This is a genomic window from Thermostichus sp. MS-CIW-23 (genome assembly GCF_054059455.1).
Map to the genome: position 1 here is coordinate 40,267 of NZ_JBSSCC010000009.1, position 16,706 is coordinate 56,972.

Sequence of the window (16,706 nt, forward strand, 5' to 3'; positions counted from 1 at the left end):
GGCAACCGTTGCGGTGGACTCAAGGATCAGGGGGAAACTTGGTCTACTATATCCCTCTCAATGACTTTTGCCAAACCGCCTAAAGCTCAGTAAATTCAGCAAAGTTCAGGGTTTTGGGGGTTAGAGGCATGCTCTTCCCACTCATGAAGATCGAGGGTGACAAAGCTGAGGGATCCCTGCAGGAAAAAACCGATGCAGAGGTGTTTGCAGCCCTAAAAGCAGGCCGGTCACAAGCTCTGGCCATTCTCTACGACCGACATGCCGGCTTGGTGTACGGAATTGCCTGCAAAATGCTGGGCAGTACTGCCGAAGCCGAAGATCTCACCCAGGATATTTTTTTGAACTTGGCTCGTTCCTCCTTTGATCCCAGACGGGGATCCCTGCGCACCTACCTGAGCATCTTGGCTCGCTCTCGCTGTTTGGATCGGCTGCGCTCTTGGCGGAATCGACAGCGCTCCCTGGAACAGGGCAGAGTGGAATTGCAGGGTAGTCCTGCTGCGGATCCCACCTTGGAGCAGTTGGCCCAAGCGGAACGGGTGGCCGAGGTGCAAACGGCTTTGGCCGAGTTGTCCGAAAGTCAACGGCAAGTCTTAAAGATGGCCTATTACGAAGGCATGAGCCAAACGGAAATTGCCAAGCAACTGGATCTGCCTTTGGGAACGGTCAAAGCCAGAGCTCGGCGGGCTCTGCTGCGGCTGCGCGAGTTGTTGGGAGGCCCCTCATGAAAGCCGAATCTGTGTCTCCCGAAGAACTGCAACTGTGGCTGGCGGGCTACGTGCTGGGGGATCTCTCCCCGGAAGAGGCCGACCGTCTGGAGGCATTGCTCAAGCTGCGCCCGGAGCTGCACCGAGAACTGCAAGCGTTGCAACGGGCGTTGGAGACAGCCTACGGCGTGGAGGAAAAGCAACCTCCCCCCGCCCTGCGGGCTTCTCTGTTGCAGGCACATGCGGAGCAGGCAGCCCAACCGATGCACACCCCCACCTGGGTTGCCAAGGGATCCCGTCTCTGGCAACGGGGCTTGGGGGCGGTGGCCGCAGGCTTGATCGTCGCTTTGGGGCTGGGGAACCTCTACCTGTGGCGCAGGCTGCAGCTAGCCCAGACGCAAGGGATCCCTGGCGAGGTGTTGACCTATGAATTGCAGCCGACTGCGGAGAACCTGGCCGGCTCGGTCAAGCTTGAGGTGGATCCCCAGCGCCTGCAAGGGCGATTGGTGGCCCAAGGGTTGCCGCCTTTGCCGGAAGGCCGGGTCTATGCCCTGTGGGTGGTGCTGGAACCGGAGGCGCCCTTTACCACCGATAGAGCGGGGGCCGTTCTCGTGGCAGCTTTTCCGGTGGATGAAACAGGAAATCGCCAACAGGAGCTGCGCCTACCGCCGGTGTTTGAATCTACAGAATGGGTGCGGGCTGTGGCCATTACCGAAGAGGATGGCAATCGTCCCCAAGAGCACCAGGGATCCCCTTTGTGGATTTCCGGCTAGGGAAAGCATCGGCAGGCCCATGGATTGGCGTGGCCTGATGGCGTAAATAGGCGATTATTATGCAGATTGATATCCACCCAGTCTTGTGACCCAGACAGAAAACCTTAAGATAAAAGTCGCCACCCGGCGAAGAACTCGGAGGCTACCCCATGGGCGAAGCAAAGCGCCGTAAAACCCGCATCAGCCAAGATCCCGACCAAGAGCTGGTGTTTCCCAACCTCAAAGACATTCCCCTCACCAAAGGGCAAGCTCGCGCCATCTACAATTGGACAACCCGTGGCGCTTGGGCAGGCATCATTCTCCTGGCCATCATTTGGGTGGTGATCCGATTTGTAGGGCCTGCCTTCGGCTGGTGGCATCTGGTCGGCTAGCCGGCCGGATCCCCTTTAGCATCCTTTGGAGTTTCCGTCTATGCGCTCTTATCTGGCAGCCGCCATTCAAATGACCAGCATTCCCGATCTGGCCAGCAACTTGCAGCAGGCGGAAGAGTGGATCGACTTTGCAGTGCGCCAGGGATGCGAGCTGGTGACGCTACCAGAAAACTTTGCCTTCATGGGGCCGGAAGCCGAGAAAGCCCGCCTTGCTCCTGAGATTGCGGAGCGGGCGGAGGAGTTTTTGGCCAAGATGGCCCAGCGTTACCAAGTATTTATTTTGGGAGGAGGGTATCCTGTGCCGGACGGGCAGGGCAAAGTTTACAATACCGCTGCCCTCTACAGCCCTGACGGCAAAGAGCTGGCCCGCTATCGCAAAATCCACCTGTTCGATGTCAATCTGCCCGACGGCAATACCTACCGCGAGTCGAACACGGTGGTCAGCGGAGATGAGGTGGTCACCTGCGAGCAAGAGCAACTGGGGAACCTCGGTTTGTCGGTCTGCTACGACGTACGCTTTCCAGAGCTGTACCGATCCCTGGTGGATCGCGGAGCCCAGATTTTGCTCATCCCTGCTGCCTTCACGGCCTACACGGGTCGGGATCACTGGCAGGTTTTGCTGCAATGCCGGGCCATTGAGAACACCTGTTACGTGATAGCCCCCGCCCAGGTGGGCACCCACTACGAGCGGCGACAGTGTCACGGCCATGCCATGATCGTGGACCCCTGGGGGACTATCCTGGCGGATGCGGGTGGCGAAAAACCGGGGGTGGCCATTGCTGAAATTAACCCAGAGCGTTTCCAGTTGGTCAGGCGGCAGATGCCTTCCCTACAACACCGTCGGCTGGCCTGCACCGTCACCCGCTAGGGATCCGCTGTGCCTTGGCCCCCCCTGATTCTCTACAGCAAACCCGGCTGCCACCTCTGCGAGAGCTTGGTGGAGAAGTTGCGGCAGATCCCCGAAATCCGTGATCTGGAAGTCCGCGACATCACCTCCAACCCGAGTTGGTGGGAGCAATACCAACTGGAAGTTCCCGTGCTCACCCTGGCAGGGGATCCCGAGCGACCTTTGCCACGTCCTTCCCCTCGGCTGACGGTGAGCCAGTTGCGGGCTTGGCTTGAGAAACAGCTCCGTTGAATTTCTCCTGCTGCTGCCGGAGCTTTCTCTGCCATGCCTATGGAGAGAGCAGCGATTCGCTGCGGGCGGTGTAGCCGGCTTGACGCAGGGCTTCAACGGCGGCTTGGGCATTGTTAACCCAAAATTGGGATCCCATTCTCACCCAAAGGGTATGGGGATGGGCGGTGATGGCAGCCACGACAGGAATGCGATTTTCTTCTTTAATTTCCGAGCGTTGGCGAGCGATTAGCGTCTGTAAACGGTATCGATCCTCCAGTGTCCCAGCAGAGTCGAGAGGGATCTCCACCGTTACCCAGCTAACAGATTCAATCGGTTGCAAATCTTCCACAATCAGTTGCACCTGTTCATCCCGCTGATCCACTTTGGCCCAGACCCACAGCCGTTGATCCACCTCCAGGCAACCGCGCAAACGTTCATAGGTTTTGGGAAAGATCACCGCTTCACAACTGCCGGTGAGATCTTCCAGTTGCAAAATGGCCATGCGATCCCCTTTCTTGGTTGTGACATTTTTAATGGCAGTCACCAGGGCGAGAACGCCCACAGAGGCATCGGCTGCACAGCCGCCCAGGTCAGCTAGGTTGACGGGGGCCAGTAGCCGCGCTTGCTCCTGAATGCGCCGCAGCGGATGATCCGAGACATAAAACCCCAGCAGCTCCCGTTCTAGCCTCAACTTTTCCTGAGGTGGAAAATCTTCAGTAGCCGGCCCACGCGGAGCCTCCACAAATCCATTGCCGGCGCTGCTATTGCTCCCCAGTAGATCGAACAAGCTGGCTTGGCCGATGGCTTTGGACTTGGCTCGCTGCGCTGCCCAACTGAGGATGGGATCCAAATCGGCAATTAGTTGTTTACGATTTCCAGAAATACAATCAAAAGCGCCCGCACAAATCAGGGCCTCCAGGGCACGACGGTTAACAATGCGCAGATCCACCCGCTGGCAAAAATCCGCCAGAGAGGTGAAGGGGCCATCAGCTTGACGGGCAGCCAAAATGTTTTGAATGGCCCCCTCCCCTACATTCTTCACTGCCCCCAGACCAAACAAAATGCTGGATCCCTGGGGAGTAAAGTCCATTCCAGAACGGTTGATATCCGGCGGCTGAATTTGGATCCCAATTGACAAGCAATAGGTAATGTAGCGCTGTACCTTGTCCTGATCTCCCCCCACAGAAGAGAGCAAGGCTGCCATATATTCCGTTGGGTAATTGGCCTTGAGGTAAGCTGTTTGAAAAGTAATCAACCCATAGGCAGTAGAATGCGATTTATTGAAGCAATACTCGGCAAAAGCAACCATTTGATCAAACAATTCTGTGGCAACTTCTTGGCTTACACCCCGCTTGGCTGCCCCCTGCACAAATTGCTCGCGGTGTTTCTCCATCTCGGAGACTTTCTTTTTCCCCATCGCTCGCCGCAGCAGATCGGCTTGGCCTAAGGTGTATCCGGCCATGTCTTGGGCAATGCGCATGATCTGTTCCTGGTAGAGGATGGCTCCGTAGGTATCCTGAAGAATGGGCTTGAGGAGTTCGTGGGCATAGGTTACCGGTTTGCGACCGTGCTTGCGATCGATAAAGTCGGGGATCATGCCCGTATCCAATGGGCCTGGCCGGTACAAGGCCAATACTGAAGAAATATCTTCCAGGTTGGAAGGTTTGAGCTCCCGCACCACCTGCTTCATGCCAGAAGATTCCAGTTGGAAGATCCCTTCCAGCTCTCCCTTTTCCAAAAGCTGGTAGGTTTTCTTGTCGTCTAGGGGTAGGTTATCCAGATCTATATTGACGCCATTGTGTTCTCGGATCAGTTCCACTGCCCGCTGAATCATCGTCAGGTTGCGCAGACCCAAAAAGTCCATCTTCAGCAAGCCCAAAGACTCGATATCTTCCATCGAGTACTGGGTGATAATTTGGCCTTCATTGTTGTACTGCAGAGGCACGATCTCATCTAAGGGATCCTTAGCAATCACCACACCGGCAGCGTGAACCCCGAAGGTTTTGTTGGTGCCCTCCAACAAACGTGCCAGCTCGATCCAGCGGTGGGTGGTTGGGTCTTTCTCGTATTTTTCTTTGAACTCTGGAGCGGGAGTATCCTCGCCAATCATCTCTTCCAATTTTGCGGGCTTGCCTCGGGATACCGGGATCAATTTCGCCATTTTGTCGGCTTCTGAGTAGGGAATGTCTAAGACTCGACCGACATCTTTGAGAATGGCTTTAGAGGTCATGCGGTTAAAGGTGATGATCTGGGCGACTCGCTCTTGGCCGTATTTGCGGGTCACATAGTCGATCAGCTCTCCCCGCCGCTCGATGCAAAAATCCGTATCGATATCCGGCATCGATTGACGTTCTGGATTGAGAAATCGCTCAAACAGTAGGCCGTATTTAACCGGGTCAATGTTGGTAATTTGTAGGGCATAGGCCACCAGGGATCCTGCTGCCGAGCCTCGCCCCGGCCCCACCGGGATCCCCTGCTCGCGGGCATAGCGAACGTAGTCCCAGACCACCAGGAAATAGCTGGAGAAGCCCTTTTGTTGGATGATGTTCAGCTCAAAGCGCAGGCGCTCCTGGTAGTTTTGGGGGATCTGATCCGGCTGAGCAACACCGCAGCGCTTCGCCAGCCCCTGCCAGGCCAATTCTGTGAGATAGCTATCGGCAGAATGGCCCGGTGGAACCGGGTAGTCGGGCATGCGCATTTCCCCAAATAGGTCATAGCCCTCGATCTTTTCCAGCACCTTCAGGGTGTTGGCGATGGCCTCGTCAATCACCTCCTGTTCCAAATGGTCACGGCAGAGACGGCGCATCTCTTCTGGGCTTTTCAGGTATTCGGTTCCGGTGTAGCGAAGGCGATTTTTTTCAGTAAGGGATTTGCCTGTTTGAATGCAGAGCAGCGCATCGTGGGCCTCTACATCCCAGCAGGAAATAAAATGGCTATCGTTGGTGAGGATGATCGGGATCCCCAATTCGCGGGCGATGCGCACCAACTGCACATTGACAAAGCGATCTTCTTGATAACCGTGATCCTGAATCTCGATGTAATAATCATCCCCAAACTGCTCTTGGTACCAAGCGGCAACTTCACGGGCAATTTCTGGCCGCCGCTGCAAAATAGCTTGAGGCACTTCTCCTGCCAAGCAGCCGCTGGTGACGATCAGCCCTTCTTTGTATTGCACCAAATACTCTTTGTTAATGCAGGGGCGAGAGAAAATCCCTTTGCCTTGAATGCCATGTAGATGGGAAATGGTGGTCAGCTTTACCAAGTTTTTGTAGCCCTGGGTATTTTTGGCCAGAACCACCTGGTGATACTTGGGGTACTTGCGGCTTTTGTCGCGGATATCGCCGTTGATTACATACATTTCATTGCCGATGATTGGAGTAATCCCTTTGCTTTTACACAGTTTCACCAGCTCCAATGCCCCATACATGACACCGTGATCCGTCAGGGCCAGCCCCGGCAAACCCATAGCCACCACCTGCTCGATCAGACGCGGCAATTGGCTGGCGCCATCCAAGAGGCTGTATTCGCTGTGGAGATGCAAAGGAACAAAAGACATGGCAACGCTATGGATAGTGGGATCCCTTTAACCTTAACTCAGCGTGTCCATTTCTCGACTGCCTGCAGATGCCGCTACAGTAAAGTCAGCTGATGTTTTTTCCCTTTTCTTGATGGATGCTCCCATTCGCCTCACCCAGTACTCCCACGGCGGTGGCTGCGGCTGTAAAATTGCCCCGGCCCTGCTGCAACAAATTCTTAAGGATGTGCCCCTGCTATCCCCAAATCCGGCTTTGTTGGTGGGAGCTGAAACCAGCGATGATGCGGCTGTCTATCAACTAAACGACCACCAAGCCCTAATTTTGACCACCGACTTCTTCATGCCGATTGTGGATGAGCCGGTGGATTTTGGTCGGATCGCGGCAACCAATGCCCTTTCCGATGTCTACGCGATGGGGGGCACTCCCATTCTGGCTTTGGCAGTTTTGGGCATGCCGGTCAATACCCTGCCGATGCAGGCCATCCAAGGGATCATGGCCGGAGGGATCCAGGTTTGCCAAGAAGCCGGGATCCCTTTGGCAGGGGGGCACTCCATCGATTCGCCGGAGCCCATCTTCGGCTTGGTGGCAGCAGGTTTGGCCCATCCACACCACATTCGCCGCAATGCCACGGCCCAAGCCGGGGACGATCTGATCCTGACCAAGCCGCTGGGGATCGGGGTGATGACCACCGCTCTGAAAAAGGGTCAGCTCAGTGCGGCAGGCTACGCGGAAGTTTTGCAGGTGATGACCCAGCTGAATCGCATCGGCTCGCAACTGGCTCGGCGACCGCAAGTTCACGCCATGACGGATGTAACAGGGTTTGGCCTGGTGGGACACTTGCTGGAAGTCTGTCGCGGCTCGGGGGTGGGGGCCAGTTTGGATCTGGCTTCCATTCCGTTTTTGGCAGAAGCGCTCTCGCTGGCAGAGGCAGGGATCTTTCCAGGGGCGGCTCGTCGCAATTGGCAGGGCTATGAGGGGGTACAGGCAGAATCCCTGCCCGAGTGGCAGCAACTGCTGCTGGCGGATCCCCAAACCAGCGGGGGCTTGCTGGTGGCGGTGGATCCCGGCTACACCTCAGACCTCTTGCAAGAGCTGCACAGTGCCGGCTACCCCTACGCCCGTCGCATTGGCCGATGCCAAGCTGGAGACACCAGAATCCATGTTACCGGCAAGATCAGCCTCAGCCCAGCGGCAGCCTGAAGAAGACCCTCTGGCAATACTCACCATGCAAAGTCTCATGCAAAGTCTCGATAGAGGGCTCAGTATGAAGATTGCGTCAAGCAGCTCTGAGAAAGTTAAAGATACCATGTGAGGCAAGGGAAGGTTGAGATATCCTGAGAGCTATGAGCGAGCTTCCCCCCAGCCGTAGTCTGGTTCAGCGAGTTGAGCCTGGCCAGCTGATTCGAACCCTCAGCAGTGGGCAATTGCTGATGGTGGATCCCCAGCGGCACAACGCCCTGATCATCTGCAAGACGTTTCATGCTGAGTTTGCCGGGCCGGGTGCTGCTGTTGGGGGGCCATTGGATGTGGAGTCCGGCGGCGTTGTCCCCATTGGGGATGTGGTTTTGCTGCATCCGCAAGACTACCAAGAGCGGCAAAGTGCCTATGCCAAGCGGCTGCACTGGATGCGTTGGCTGCAGCAAATCACCGATAATCCTCTGCCGGCGCAACGGGCGCGGGTTTTGCTCTTTAGCTTAGAGGAATTTTTCTCTGCGGATTTGGTTAGCCAATTGCCCGATGACATTTTGGCACGGCTGGTGGGGGTGCTGCCCCAGACGATTGCTGCGGTGCGGATGGAGATGACGGCCCTCTACAGCCCCAGCTATTCCTTGGCAGGCTGAGCTTGTCTTGGACTGGGGAAGGGACTCGTCCTGCCAGCATGAATCGGTGACACCTTGCAGCCCTCTCTGCAACTGGAACAAGACACGATCAGCTACACTGCTGGCATTTGGTTCAACTGGACTCGACTGGAATCTCTGCCTTATGCAGTGGTGGAAACGGCTTCGCCGCAATCGATGGGCCCAAGCAGGAGCCTACATTCTTCTTGTTTTCTACGCCTGCGCCATTTTTGCCGAGTTCGTTGCCCCCTACAGCCCACTGGAATCTCAACCGGGGGGATCCCTTCTGCCGCCCACCGCCATTCACTTTTGGGATGAATCGGGCGCTTGGATTGGGCCCCACGTTTATCCAACCCGCCAGGGGCCAGTGGATCTGGAAACGGGAGAACGCCCGCTCTTGGTGGATACCAGCCGTCCAGCCGGGATCCGCTTGTTTGTGGCCGGTACTCCCTACCGTTGGTTGGGGTTGATCCCCTGGGATCGGCATCTGTTCGGCACCGTCCCGCTGCGGCCTGTTGCAGAAGCAGGACAAGTGGGATCGCAAATCAGCGAAGAGCCACCTGTGGCACGGCTGCACCTGCTGGGCACAGATGATCAAGGTCGGGACTATTTCAGTCGCTTGGTCTATGGCGGGCGCGTCAGCCTGTTTATCGGCTTGGTGGGCATTGGCATCTCTTTCCCCATTGGCCTGCTGGTGGGGGCCATATCCGGCTACTTTGGGGGCTGGGTGGATACGCTCCTGATGCGCTTGGCAGAGGTGTTGATGTCGATTCCGACGCTGTATCTGCTGGTGTCGCTGGCAGCGGTGTTGCAGGTGAATCCGCTGACCGGGGTGCCTTTCAGCAATGCCGAGCGCTTCTTGGTGATTGTGGTGATCCTCTCTTTTGTCGGTTGGGCGGGCCTAGCCAGGGTGATTCGTGGGCAGGTGCTGTCCTTGCGAGAGCGGGACTTTGTGCAGGCAGCGCGGGTAGCCGGGGCTGGATCCCTGTATCTGCTGGTGCGGCATATTTTGCCCCAGACAGCCACTTATGTGGTGATCTCGGCAACCTTGGCGGTGCCCGGCTACATTGCGGCAGAGTCGGTGCTGAGCCTCATCGGGTTGGGGATCCAACAGCCGGATGCCTCTTGGGGCAACATGCTCTCGCTGGCCACCAACGCTTCGGTGATCATCCTACAGCCCTGGCTGGTGCTGGCCCCCACTTTGATGGTGGTGCTGACCTCTCTATCCTTTAACCTGCTGGGGGATGGTTTGCGGGACGCCCTCGATCCTCGGGAAGGGTGAGCTGCTTCCCCATTGCGCCGAGTGAGGGGAATGGAGTGGCCTGCAAATCACCGCTTTCCGTCGGGATAGAGCCGGTTTAGACCCTTGCGAGCCTTAGCATGGACATCCAGGGTGGCATCCATTTTCAGGATCTGCCGGTAAACTTGCTCGGCACGAGCCACTTCCCCTTCCTGTTCCAACTTTTGTCCTAGCTTGAGCAAGTTTTGGGCTGAGAGATCTGCCCAAGGATTCTGTTCGGCTGTTGGCTCCTGCAGTTGCCGCAGCTCTTCTAGGCGCTCTTGCACCATCGGTCGTAACAGCCAAGAGTCATCCAGATCCAAAACCTCTCGGTAGTAGCGCTGGGCCTCTTTAAAGTTCTTTTGCTCGTCGTAGGCTTCCGCCAGTTGTAGCGCCAGTTCCGCTGTGGGCTGATCCTTAAACTGGCGATGCAGTTGGTTCAGTCGCCGCACAAAGGGGGATCCCTGCTGCGGGTTTTTCAAATCCGGGGCGTGCTGAACCGGCAGATAGTCGTCCCTCTCCGCCGATGGTTGAGGGGAAGGGGCAGGCTCTGCAGCTTGAGGTCGAAGGGGCGCTTGGCGGCTGATACTTTTGGGATCGATGGGGGTGGGCTTGTAAACCCAAATTGGCTGATCCGGAGGAGATGCGGGTGGGGTTGGGCGTGGGATCGGCTGCGGCAAGGGAATGGTCTTGCGATCCGGCGGTTCAGGAGATGGCTGCTTCAGCTCCTCAAGGGTGCCGGGAGGTTTGGGGGCCTGAAATTGAATCGCTTTGGGAGTCTCCCTGCGCTCTTGGGCCAATTCTCGGTACAGAGCGGCCAATTGAAGGTAACCCGCCTCCTCGTAGGCGGTGGCCAGCCAACGGGCATTCTCTGGGCTGGGATCCGCACGATAAGCTCGCCGGAGCAACTGCAAAGCAGTGCCGTAGTTGCGCTCTCGAATGGCTGCCCGTCCCAAACTCGCTGAGCTGACCCCGATGGTATCGCTGGCCATAGTCCCCCATCTATCTTGGCGCCGACAATAGAGCTAAGAGTCAAGGCTGAGCTGCTGATAATTCAGGTTTTCCAAGCCAGCCACGTGGGTTGACGCTTGCTTAATATAACTGGATTCCTTGGCCATAGCATACCCTCACCAGCCGGGATGTTATCTGCTCGGACAGCTCCCTCTTGTTGAGATCTCTCGCTTTATATCAATTCAATGTCGATATTGAGGGTGGGATTGGATTGAGATCTGGATGCCAAGTTAACTTTCGGGCTAGCTTGTATTCAGAGCTTCAGCAGCAACAGGTTCTGACGCCAACATGATCCAAGACTTTCGAGAGCGGTACCCCATGGGCAGCTTGCTCACCGATCTGTTGCGGGTGGAAGAAGGGATCTACATTGTCAGAGCCCAGGTGGTGGTGAACAACACGGTTTTGGGCAGTGGCATGGCTGGCTCGAACACCGTCGAAGAGGCGGAAGATGCTGCCTTGAAGCGCGCCCTCCACCACGCAGGATTTGGTCGCCCCACTTCCTCTTTGAGTTTGGGCATGGATTCTGCTGCCGCCAGGGTGCCTTATCTGCCAACTCCTGAGTTGGCCAACGGACACGCTCAGTCTTCCCCTGCTTCTCCAGCCCCCGAGTCGATAGGGATCCCTGCAAAGCCAAGTTCCCCAGAGCTGCCCGGTCTAAGTGAGCCGGCGGCCTATGGAGATGACCTATCGGACATCATTGCCCAAACGGATGTGGAGATGCAGCGCATTGGCTGGGGCCGCAAGGAAGGACAAGAGTTTTTGGAACGTCGCTTTCAGAAGAAATCTCGCCACCAACTCAGCGACGCCGAGCTGCGGGAGTTTTTGCGTTATCTCAAACAGCAGCCCTCCCGCCTCAGCAGTGAACCCCGCTTTTGAAGTCTTCTCGGCCTTGCCGCCAAGATCTCGGGATCTGGAGATCTGGCAACTCCTATCTTCCAACTAGGGTTGTTCCGAGCCCGTTCAAGTAGCCTCTGACCCTTGCCCCCGGCCCCTCTGGAAGGGGGAGTTGGGAATCAAGCCAGCCAACTGTTTTACTGCTAGTTGGCTGCTACTTGGAATAAGCCCGTTCTACCGTCGGTGTCTTGCTGCTGCTGAAGCTAGGGCGCACCTACAATCACGCTGGTGTCTTCCATTTGCTTCACGACCGTTTCTCCCCCTTCCGAGAGCACAACCCGTCGCTCTGGCACCGATACTCCGGCCACCTTGGCGGTTTGGTAGTTTTGCCCGGCCTGCACCACAGCGGGAATGACACCTGGGCCAGAAACCAGAGCAAAGGACTCGCCGCCGATCTGTATCATCCCGGAAACCTGTACACTGCGGGCAAAGGCAGCCGGGTCGGGGGTAGGCGTTGGGATCGGGGTGGCCACGGCTACAGGGGCGCCATTGCCGCTGCCAGGAGGGGGCAAAACCGGAGGTGGAGGCAGGGGCGGCAGGACAATCTGCGGTTCAGGAGCACGCACGTTTTGAGGCACAAAGGGATCCACACGGCCAGCCCCACTCAAGGCCCGCTGGGTTTCCTGCTCTCGATCCACTGGCGGGATCAGGCTAGAGGCAGCTTGGGTAGCCTGCAGAAGGGAGGGCACCGGCGGCGGGGGTTGATCGGGGGCGGTCTGGCCAAAGCCGGCAGGCAGGTTCACCGTTTGTTGCCGGGCGAGAGCTTGCATCTGGCTGGCTCCGCGGGCCAAGGTGGCGCTCATATCCTGTTCCCAAGTCCCTGCAGCATTCAGCCGCATGATCACAGGGCTGGTTCCCCCCCGAGACTCCACCCAAATTTCCGCTTCTGTGTCGCTCAATCGCCGCGAGCTGAGGATCCGGGATCCCGGAGCCAAGAGGGGCCGAAGCGCCAGTTCGGCCTCAGGAACAGCCTGTTCGTTGGCCAGAGCCGGGAACCAACGGGGGGCCAAAAACGCAACGCCCCCTGCCAACAGCAGGCCGGCTACAAGAAAGCAGGACAATGGGCGAGCAGGCAGCGATTTCAGCATAGAGACCACCGGGAGAGCATGACTCTAGTCAATAATAAGCTCAACTATACTGAAAATAATGTATAATATGTTCAGTACGGATTACTACCAGTTAATCTTTCTGTTTACTTTCGAGTCTGCCAACATGGTAGCCAAAGCAAAGCAGAAAATTGGTAGTAAGACGACACGGAAACTGCGCTTTGGGTATTCTACTCAAAGCTTTGCGGGATACCGCCATTCTGGTTGGAAACAAACAGAATGCTATCGCTGCATAGTTGAACAGTGATGTTCAGCAGTGTTCAGCGTAAATGTATCAGCCTCGTATCCTCTCCACCAAAATATCCAAAATCTTCGTGATGGGGCCAAGTCAACCTGCTTTTCTCGACAACAGTGCTAGGATTTGTCGATCGAAACAGTGGCACCATGTCCCCAGAGATCCCGACCGGGCCAGACAAAGACGGCCTCTGTCCAAGCGCAGCCTCGTTTGCCATACTGAAGAAAGATTGTAAATATTTGTTAACGCCATGACTGTCTCTGCTTTGGATCCCGCCAACCCCGCCCGTTTACAGGAGATCGCTCAACGCTTGCGCAGCCCGCGTTCTGCAGACCGGATGGTGGCCTTGGCCCAGTTGCGGGATGTGCCGGCAGAGCAGGCGGTGCCGCTGATTTTGCAGGTCATCGACGATGAGAACCTGCAGGTGCGCTCTTTTGCCGTCTTTGCCCTGGGGATCAAGCAAACGGACGCCTGTCTGCCCAAATTGCTGGAAATCCTCACCCAAGACCCGGATTATGGCATTCGCGCCGACGCGGCAGGTGCCCTGGGCTATTTGGAAGATCCGCGGGCTTTTGAAGCTTTAGTGCGTGCTTTCTACGAGGATGTAGAATGGCTGGTGCGCTTCAGTGCCGCGGTGGCCTTGGGGAACTTGAAGGATCCGCGGGCTTACGAGGTGCTTCTGCGGGCGTTGGAGGGGCCAGAAGAGCTGCTACAACAGGCGGCCATCGCAGCTTTGGGAGAACTGGGGGATCCGCGGGCCCTGGATCACATCCTGCGGTTTGCCCAATCGGAAGACTGGCTGGTGCGGCAGCGGCTGGCCCAAGCGCTGGGCAATTTGCCTTCCCCCAAGAGCGTTTCTGCTCTCAACTACCTGGCCAGGGATCCCCACGATAACGTTGCGGCGGCGGCTCTGGATTCGCTGCGGCGCTTGCGGCAAAGGGGCATCTCAGAAACCACCCCTGAGAAGGGATCCGGGCCAGCCAATTCTGAGGAAGGCTAAGGTAAAGATCCCGGCTCAGCTTGTTCCGGGTTCCCCAATTCCCAGAGAGAGGCTTCCTCTGTTTCCGGCTGAGCCTTTCTTTTCCCAGGATCCCTTGTCTCAATGGTTATCAGCCCCCACTCATCGGTTTCACCTGTTGCATCCCCGTCGCGGCCCCGCATTGTGGCGGCCCTTTCTGGGGGTGTGGATAGCTCTACGGTGGCGGCCCTTTTGCAGGAACAGGGCTACGCCGTGGAGGGGGTCACCCTCTGGCTCATGAGGGGGAAGGGGCAGTGCTGTACCGAAGGCTTGGTGGATGCGGCAGCTGTTTGTGAGCAGCTGGGGATCCCGCACCATGTGGTGGATAGCCGCGAGCTGTTCCAGGCCAACATTGTCGATTACCTGGTAGCCGGCTATGCGGAGGGCATTACCCCCCTACCCTGCTCCCAATGCAACAAGCTGGTGAAATTCGGCCCGTTGCTGGCCTATGCCCGCGAAAAGCTGGGCATCTCGCAGATGGCCACCGGCCACTACGCACGGGTGCGCTTTAACGCCGAGCTAGGACGTTACCAACTCCTGCGGGCGGTAGATCGGCAGAAGGATCAGTCCTATTTTCTCTACGACCTCAGCCAAGAGCACCTAGCCCATAGCCTCTTCCCCTTGGGCGAGTACACCAAGGCCCAAACCCGTCAGTTGGCTGCCCGCTACGGGCTGGTTACAGCCGACAAGCCCGAAAGCCAGGATCTCTGCTTGATTGAAACCTATGGCTCGATGCGGAGCTTTTTGGATCAGTACCTTGGGCAAAGGCCAGGGGAAATCGTCGATACCCAGGGGCGAGTGCTGGGATCCCATGAGGGCATCCACCACTACACGGTGGGCCAGCGCAAGGGGTTGGGGATTGCCTCTTCCCGTCCGCTTTACGTGGTGCGCATCGATGCCGCCATGAACCGCGTGGTCGTGGGGGAACGGGAGGAAGCCACCCAAGCTGAAGCATGGGTAAGACAAGTGAACTGGGTCTCGATCCCGGCGCCGACGGCATCCTTGGCTGTTGAGGTTCAGGTGCGCTACCGTACCCCCCCAGTGCCCGCCATGGTGATCCCGGAATCGCCAGAGCGGGTAAACCTGCAGTTTGCCGAGCCGCAGTTTGGGGTCACTCCTGGCCAAGCCGCCGTCTGGTACCACGGGGATCTCCTGCTGGGGGGAGGGATCCTGGAGCGCCCTTCTCCCTAGGCCAACTGCAACTTCCCTCTCGCCAGGGGGGAAGGATTGGGGGTGAGGGCAAGCCAAACTACGCTGCTTGCGCTTGCAGCTGCTGCAGGGATCGGAACAGGAGCACTGTATAGATATCGAGGATAGGCGCAACTACCGTGGCGGCAGCATTCCCAACCACAGCCGCACCTAGGGTATCTCCCAGGATCCCCCCAACAAAAAACGAAATCATCAGGATCGCGATGCCGAAGATCAAACCCACAGCCAGAAATGCCCAAAACACCCCCCACCAACGGCCCCTGACGAGGTTCCAACTGTAGCCCAACCCTTCTGTGGCCCCTTTGTCTTCCAGGGCAATCGCGTAGAGGGTAAAAGCTAGCCTCACCCCCCAGTAGATGCCGGGAAGCACAAACAACAGCATCCCCAGCGAGACAATCAACACCAGCAGGATGCTGCCGAATACCAGAGGCACTGCCCTAGAGACAGCCCGATCCAGACTGTTGCCCAGGGAAGGAGTGCGCTGCTTCAAGTGCTGATCCACCAACCAGAAGGCTGCCCCGGCCAGGATGGGCGCACCAATCAGGCCATAGGCCAAGTTGAGGATTCCCCCGAAAAGTGGGATTAGCTCGGCGATGATGGAAATGATGAAGCCGGGAGAGGCCAGGATCAGCAGCGGCCCATAGATGGGGCCCGCCATCTCGAATGACCGCTGCAGGAGCGGGATGGGGCTGAGGGTAGCGTTTTGCATGACAGAGGGATCCTCGTGGGCGACCAAGTCCACCCCCTTCATACCACGGGATCTCACCTAGGACATCTTGGGTTGAGCCGAAATCCCAAAAAGGGATCCCTTCTCATCTCAAAGCTAGGCACGGGGAGCACCCTTTTTGCTATCCCCAATGGGGGCAAAAGCGGAAACTAGGAGGCTGCTTGCCCCTTCAATCGTTGCAGGGATCGGAACAGGAGCACCAAATAGACCCAGAAGATGGGCTGAACGGCTGTGGCAGCGGCAGCCCTAACTACGTTCACCACAGAGTCGCCAAAATCAGCCACAACTCTACTGACAAGTACAACTATCAATCCAACCCCAAAACCGAGAATAAAGCCCCCAATCAGAAGGGCCCAAAACACGCCCCACCAACGACCTTTGACGAGATTCCAACTGTAGCGCAGCCCTCCTGTAGTTCCTTGATTTTCCAGAGCAATGGCACAAAACGTGAAAGCCAGCTTAACCCCCACGTAAATGCCTGGAATGATCAGGAGAATGGAAGCAAGGAAAGAGAGGAGTCCTGCCAAGATGCTGCCGAAAACCAGAGGCACTGCCTTCGAGACAGCTCGGTCGAGGCTGTTGCCTAGCAGGGGAGCTTGCCGCTTCAGGTGCTGATCCACCAGCCACAAGGCTGCCCCTGCCAGGATGGGCAGGCCGATCAGGCCATAGGCCAAGTTGAGGATTCCCCCGAAAAGTGGGATTAGCTCGGCGATGATGGAAATGATGAAGCCGGGAGAGGCCAGGATCAGCAGCGGCCCATAGATGGGGCCCGCCATCTCGAATGACCGCTGCAGGAGCGGGATGGGGCTGAGGGTAGCGTTTTGCATGACAGAGGGATCCTCGTGGGCGACCAAGTCCACCCCCTTCATACCACGGGATCCCAGCTTT

16 protein-coding genes are annotated in these 16,706 nt (G+C 57.3%); 11 read left to right on the plus strand and 5 right to left on the minus strand.

What is annotated here, in order from left to right:
• The first annotated feature begins 143 nt into the window (after positions 1–143).
• The 5 genes from ACVW0B_RS05060 to ACVW0B_RS05080 all read left to right on the plus strand — a co-directional run bounded on the left by ACVW0B_RS05060 (position 144) and on the right by ACVW0B_RS05080 (position 2,986).
• Entirely contained in the window at positions 144–725 is a 582-nt protein-coding gene (locus ACVW0B_RS05060; protein ID WP_457385903.1) for a sigma-70 family RNA polymerase sigma factor, read from the plus strand.
• Positions 722–1,477, plus strand: coding sequence for an anti-sigma factor domain-containing protein (locus tag ACVW0B_RS05065; RefSeq protein WP_457491109.1), 756 nt, complete (start codon positions 722–724; stop codon positions 1,475–1,477). The genes ACVW0B_RS05060 and ACVW0B_RS05065 overlap by 4 nt, the downstream gene beginning before the upstream one ends.
• 149 nt (positions 1,478–1,626) lie before the next feature.
• Positions 1,627–1,848 (plus strand): DUF2839 domain-containing protein, encoded by a 222-nt coding sequence (locus ACVW0B_RS05070; protein WP_414329235.1) that lies wholly within the window; start codon positions 1,627–1,629, stop codon positions 1,846–1,848.
• A gap of 40 nt (positions 1,849–1,888) precedes the next feature.
• Positions 1,889–2,716 (plus strand): carbon-nitrogen hydrolase family protein, encoded by an 828-nt coding sequence (locus ACVW0B_RS05075; protein WP_011432809.1) that lies wholly within the window; start codon positions 1,889–1,891, stop codon positions 2,714–2,716.
• Between the two features lie 9 nt (positions 2,717–2,725).
• On the plus strand, positions 2,726–2,986 hold the full coding sequence (locus tag ACVW0B_RS05080; protein WP_011432810.1) for a glutaredoxin family protein: 261 nt from the start codon (positions 2,726–2,728) through the stop codon (positions 2,984–2,986).
• A 37-nt stretch (positions 2,987–3,023) separates the two neighbouring features.
• On the opposite strand, the gene ACVW0B_RS05085 is transcribed toward ACVW0B_RS05080, so the two are convergent.
• On the minus strand, positions 3,024–6,521 hold the full coding sequence (locus tag ACVW0B_RS05085) for a DNA polymerase III subunit alpha (protein ID WP_457440610.1): 3,498 nt from the start codon (positions 6,519–6,521) through the stop codon (positions 3,024–3,026).
• A 112-nt stretch (positions 6,522–6,633) separates the two neighbouring features.
• On the opposite strand from ACVW0B_RS05085, the gene selD reads away from it, so the two are divergent.
• The 3 genes from selD (at position 6,634) to ACVW0B_RS05100 (ending at position 9,621) form a co-directional block, all read left to right on the plus strand.
• Positions 6,634–7,701 (plus strand): selenide, water dikinase SelD, encoded by a 1,068-nt coding sequence (gene selD / locus ACVW0B_RS05090; RefSeq protein WP_414406871.1) that lies wholly within the window; start codon positions 6,634–6,636, stop codon positions 7,699–7,701.
• 143 nt (positions 7,702–7,844) lie between these two features.
• Entirely contained in the window at positions 7,845–8,342 is a 498-nt protein-coding gene (locus tag ACVW0B_RS05095; protein ID WP_457392207.1) for a hypothetical protein, read from the plus strand.
• Positions 8,343–8,484: 142 nt separating this feature from the next.
• The gene (locus ACVW0B_RS05100) at positions 8,485–9,621 is read left to right on the plus strand and encodes an ABC transporter permease (protein ID WP_457491110.1); all 1,137 of its coding nucleotides are present in this window, start codon (positions 8,485–8,487) and stop codon (positions 9,619–9,621) included.
• A 47-nt stretch (positions 9,622–9,668) separates the two neighbouring features.
• Here ACVW0B_RS05100 and ACVW0B_RS05105 read toward each other — a convergent pair whose 3' ends face one another.
• Entirely contained in the window at positions 9,669–10,610 is a 942-nt protein-coding gene (locus ACVW0B_RS05105) for a hypothetical protein (RefSeq protein ID WP_457442968.1), read from the minus strand.
• 307 nt (positions 10,611–10,917) lie between these two features.
• Between ACVW0B_RS05105 and ACVW0B_RS05110 the strand changes: the two genes are divergently transcribed.
• Entirely contained in the window at positions 10,918–11,505 is a 588-nt protein-coding gene (locus ACVW0B_RS05110; protein WP_414329849.1) for a hypothetical protein, read from the plus strand.
• A gap of 221 nt (positions 11,506–11,726) precedes the next feature.
• Here the strand turns inward: ACVW0B_RS05110 and ACVW0B_RS05115 are convergent, their stop codons facing one another.
• Positions 11,727–12,611, minus strand: coding sequence for a hypothetical protein (locus ACVW0B_RS05115; RefSeq protein WP_457440618.1), 885 nt, complete (start codon positions 12,609–12,611; stop codon positions 11,727–11,729).
• 503 nt (positions 12,612–13,114) lie between these two features.
• On the opposite strand from ACVW0B_RS05115, the gene ACVW0B_RS05120 reads away from it, so the two are divergent.
• A complete protein-coding gene (locus ACVW0B_RS05120) occupies positions 13,115–13,864 on the plus strand; it encodes a HEAT repeat domain-containing protein (RefSeq protein ID WP_457491111.1) in 750 nt (249 codons plus the stop codon).
• A gap of 102 nt (positions 13,865–13,966) precedes the next feature.
• The gene (gene mnmA, locus ACVW0B_RS05125) at positions 13,967–15,073 is read left to right on the plus strand and encodes a tRNA 2-thiouridine(34) synthase MnmA (RefSeq protein ID WP_457491112.1); all 1,107 of its coding nucleotides are present in this window, start codon (positions 13,967–13,969) and stop codon (positions 15,071–15,073) included.
• A 58-nt stretch (positions 15,074–15,131) separates the two neighbouring features.
• On the opposite strand, the gene ACVW0B_RS05130 is transcribed toward mnmA, so the two are convergent.
• Both ACVW0B_RS05130 and ACVW0B_RS05135 read right to left on the minus strand, forming a co-directional pair.
• The gene (locus ACVW0B_RS05130; RefSeq protein ID WP_457491113.1) at positions 15,132–15,857 is read right to left on the minus strand and encodes a glycerophosphoryl diester phosphodiesterase membrane domain-containing protein; all 726 of its coding nucleotides are present in this window, start codon (positions 15,855–15,857) and stop codon (positions 15,132–15,134) included.
• A gap of 110 nt (positions 15,858–15,967) precedes the next feature.
• A complete protein-coding gene (locus tag ACVW0B_RS05135; RefSeq protein ID WP_457491114.1) occupies positions 15,968–16,687 on the minus strand; it encodes a hypothetical protein in 720 nt (239 codons plus the stop codon).
• Positions 16,688–16,706: the final 19 nt, after the last annotated feature.

Coding starts and splice junctions, on each gene's coding strand:
- ACVW0B_RS05060 (WP_457385903.1), top strand. CDS start 144: ATGAAGATCGAGGGTGACAAAGCTGAGGGATCCCTGCAGGAAAAAACC.
- ACVW0B_RS05065 (WP_457491109.1), top strand. CDS start 722: ATGAAAGCCGAATCTGTGTCTCCCGAAGAACTGCAACTGTGGCTGGCG.
- ACVW0B_RS05070 (WP_414329235.1), top strand. CDS start 1,627: ATGGGCGAAGCAAAGCGCCGTAAAACCCGCATCAGCCAAGATCCCGAC.
- ACVW0B_RS05075 (WP_011432809.1), top strand. CDS start 1,889: ATGCGCTCTTATCTGGCAGCCGCCATTCAAATGACCAGCATTCCCGAT.
- ACVW0B_RS05085 (WP_457440610.1), bottom strand. CDS start 6,521: ATGTCTTTTGTTCCTTTGCATCTCCACAGCGAATACAGCCTCTTGGAT.
- selD (WP_414406871.1), top strand. CDS start 6,634: ATGGATGCTCCCATTCGCCTCACCCAGTACTCCCACGGCGGTGGCTGC.
- ACVW0B_RS05095 (WP_457392207.1), top strand. CDS start 7,845: ATGAGCGAGCTTCCCCCCAGCCGTAGTCTGGTTCAGCGAGTTGAGCCT.
- ACVW0B_RS05100 (WP_457491110.1), top strand. CDS start 8,485: ATGCAGTGGTGGAAACGGCTTCGCCGCAATCGATGGGCCCAAGCAGGA.
- ACVW0B_RS05105 (WP_457442968.1), bottom strand. CDS start 10,610: ATGGCCAGCGATACCATCGGGGTCAGCTCAGCGAGTTTGGGACGGGCA.
- ACVW0B_RS05110 (WP_414329849.1), top strand. CDS start 10,918: ATGATCCAAGACTTTCGAGAGCGGTACCCCATGGGCAGCTTGCTCACC.
- ACVW0B_RS05115 (WP_457440618.1), bottom strand. CDS start 12,611: ATGCTGAAATCGCTGCCTGCTCGCCCATTGTCCTGCTTTCTTGTAGCC.
- ACVW0B_RS05120 (WP_457491111.1), top strand. CDS start 13,115: ATGACTGTCTCTGCTTTGGATCCCGCCAACCCCGCCCGTTTACAGGAG.
- mnmA (WP_457491112.1), top strand. CDS start 13,967: ATGGTTATCAGCCCCCACTCATCGGTTTCACCTGTTGCATCCCCGTCG.
- ACVW0B_RS05135 (WP_457491114.1), bottom strand. CDS start 16,687: ATGAAGGGGGTGGACTTGGTCGCCCACGAGGATCCCTCTGTCATGCAA.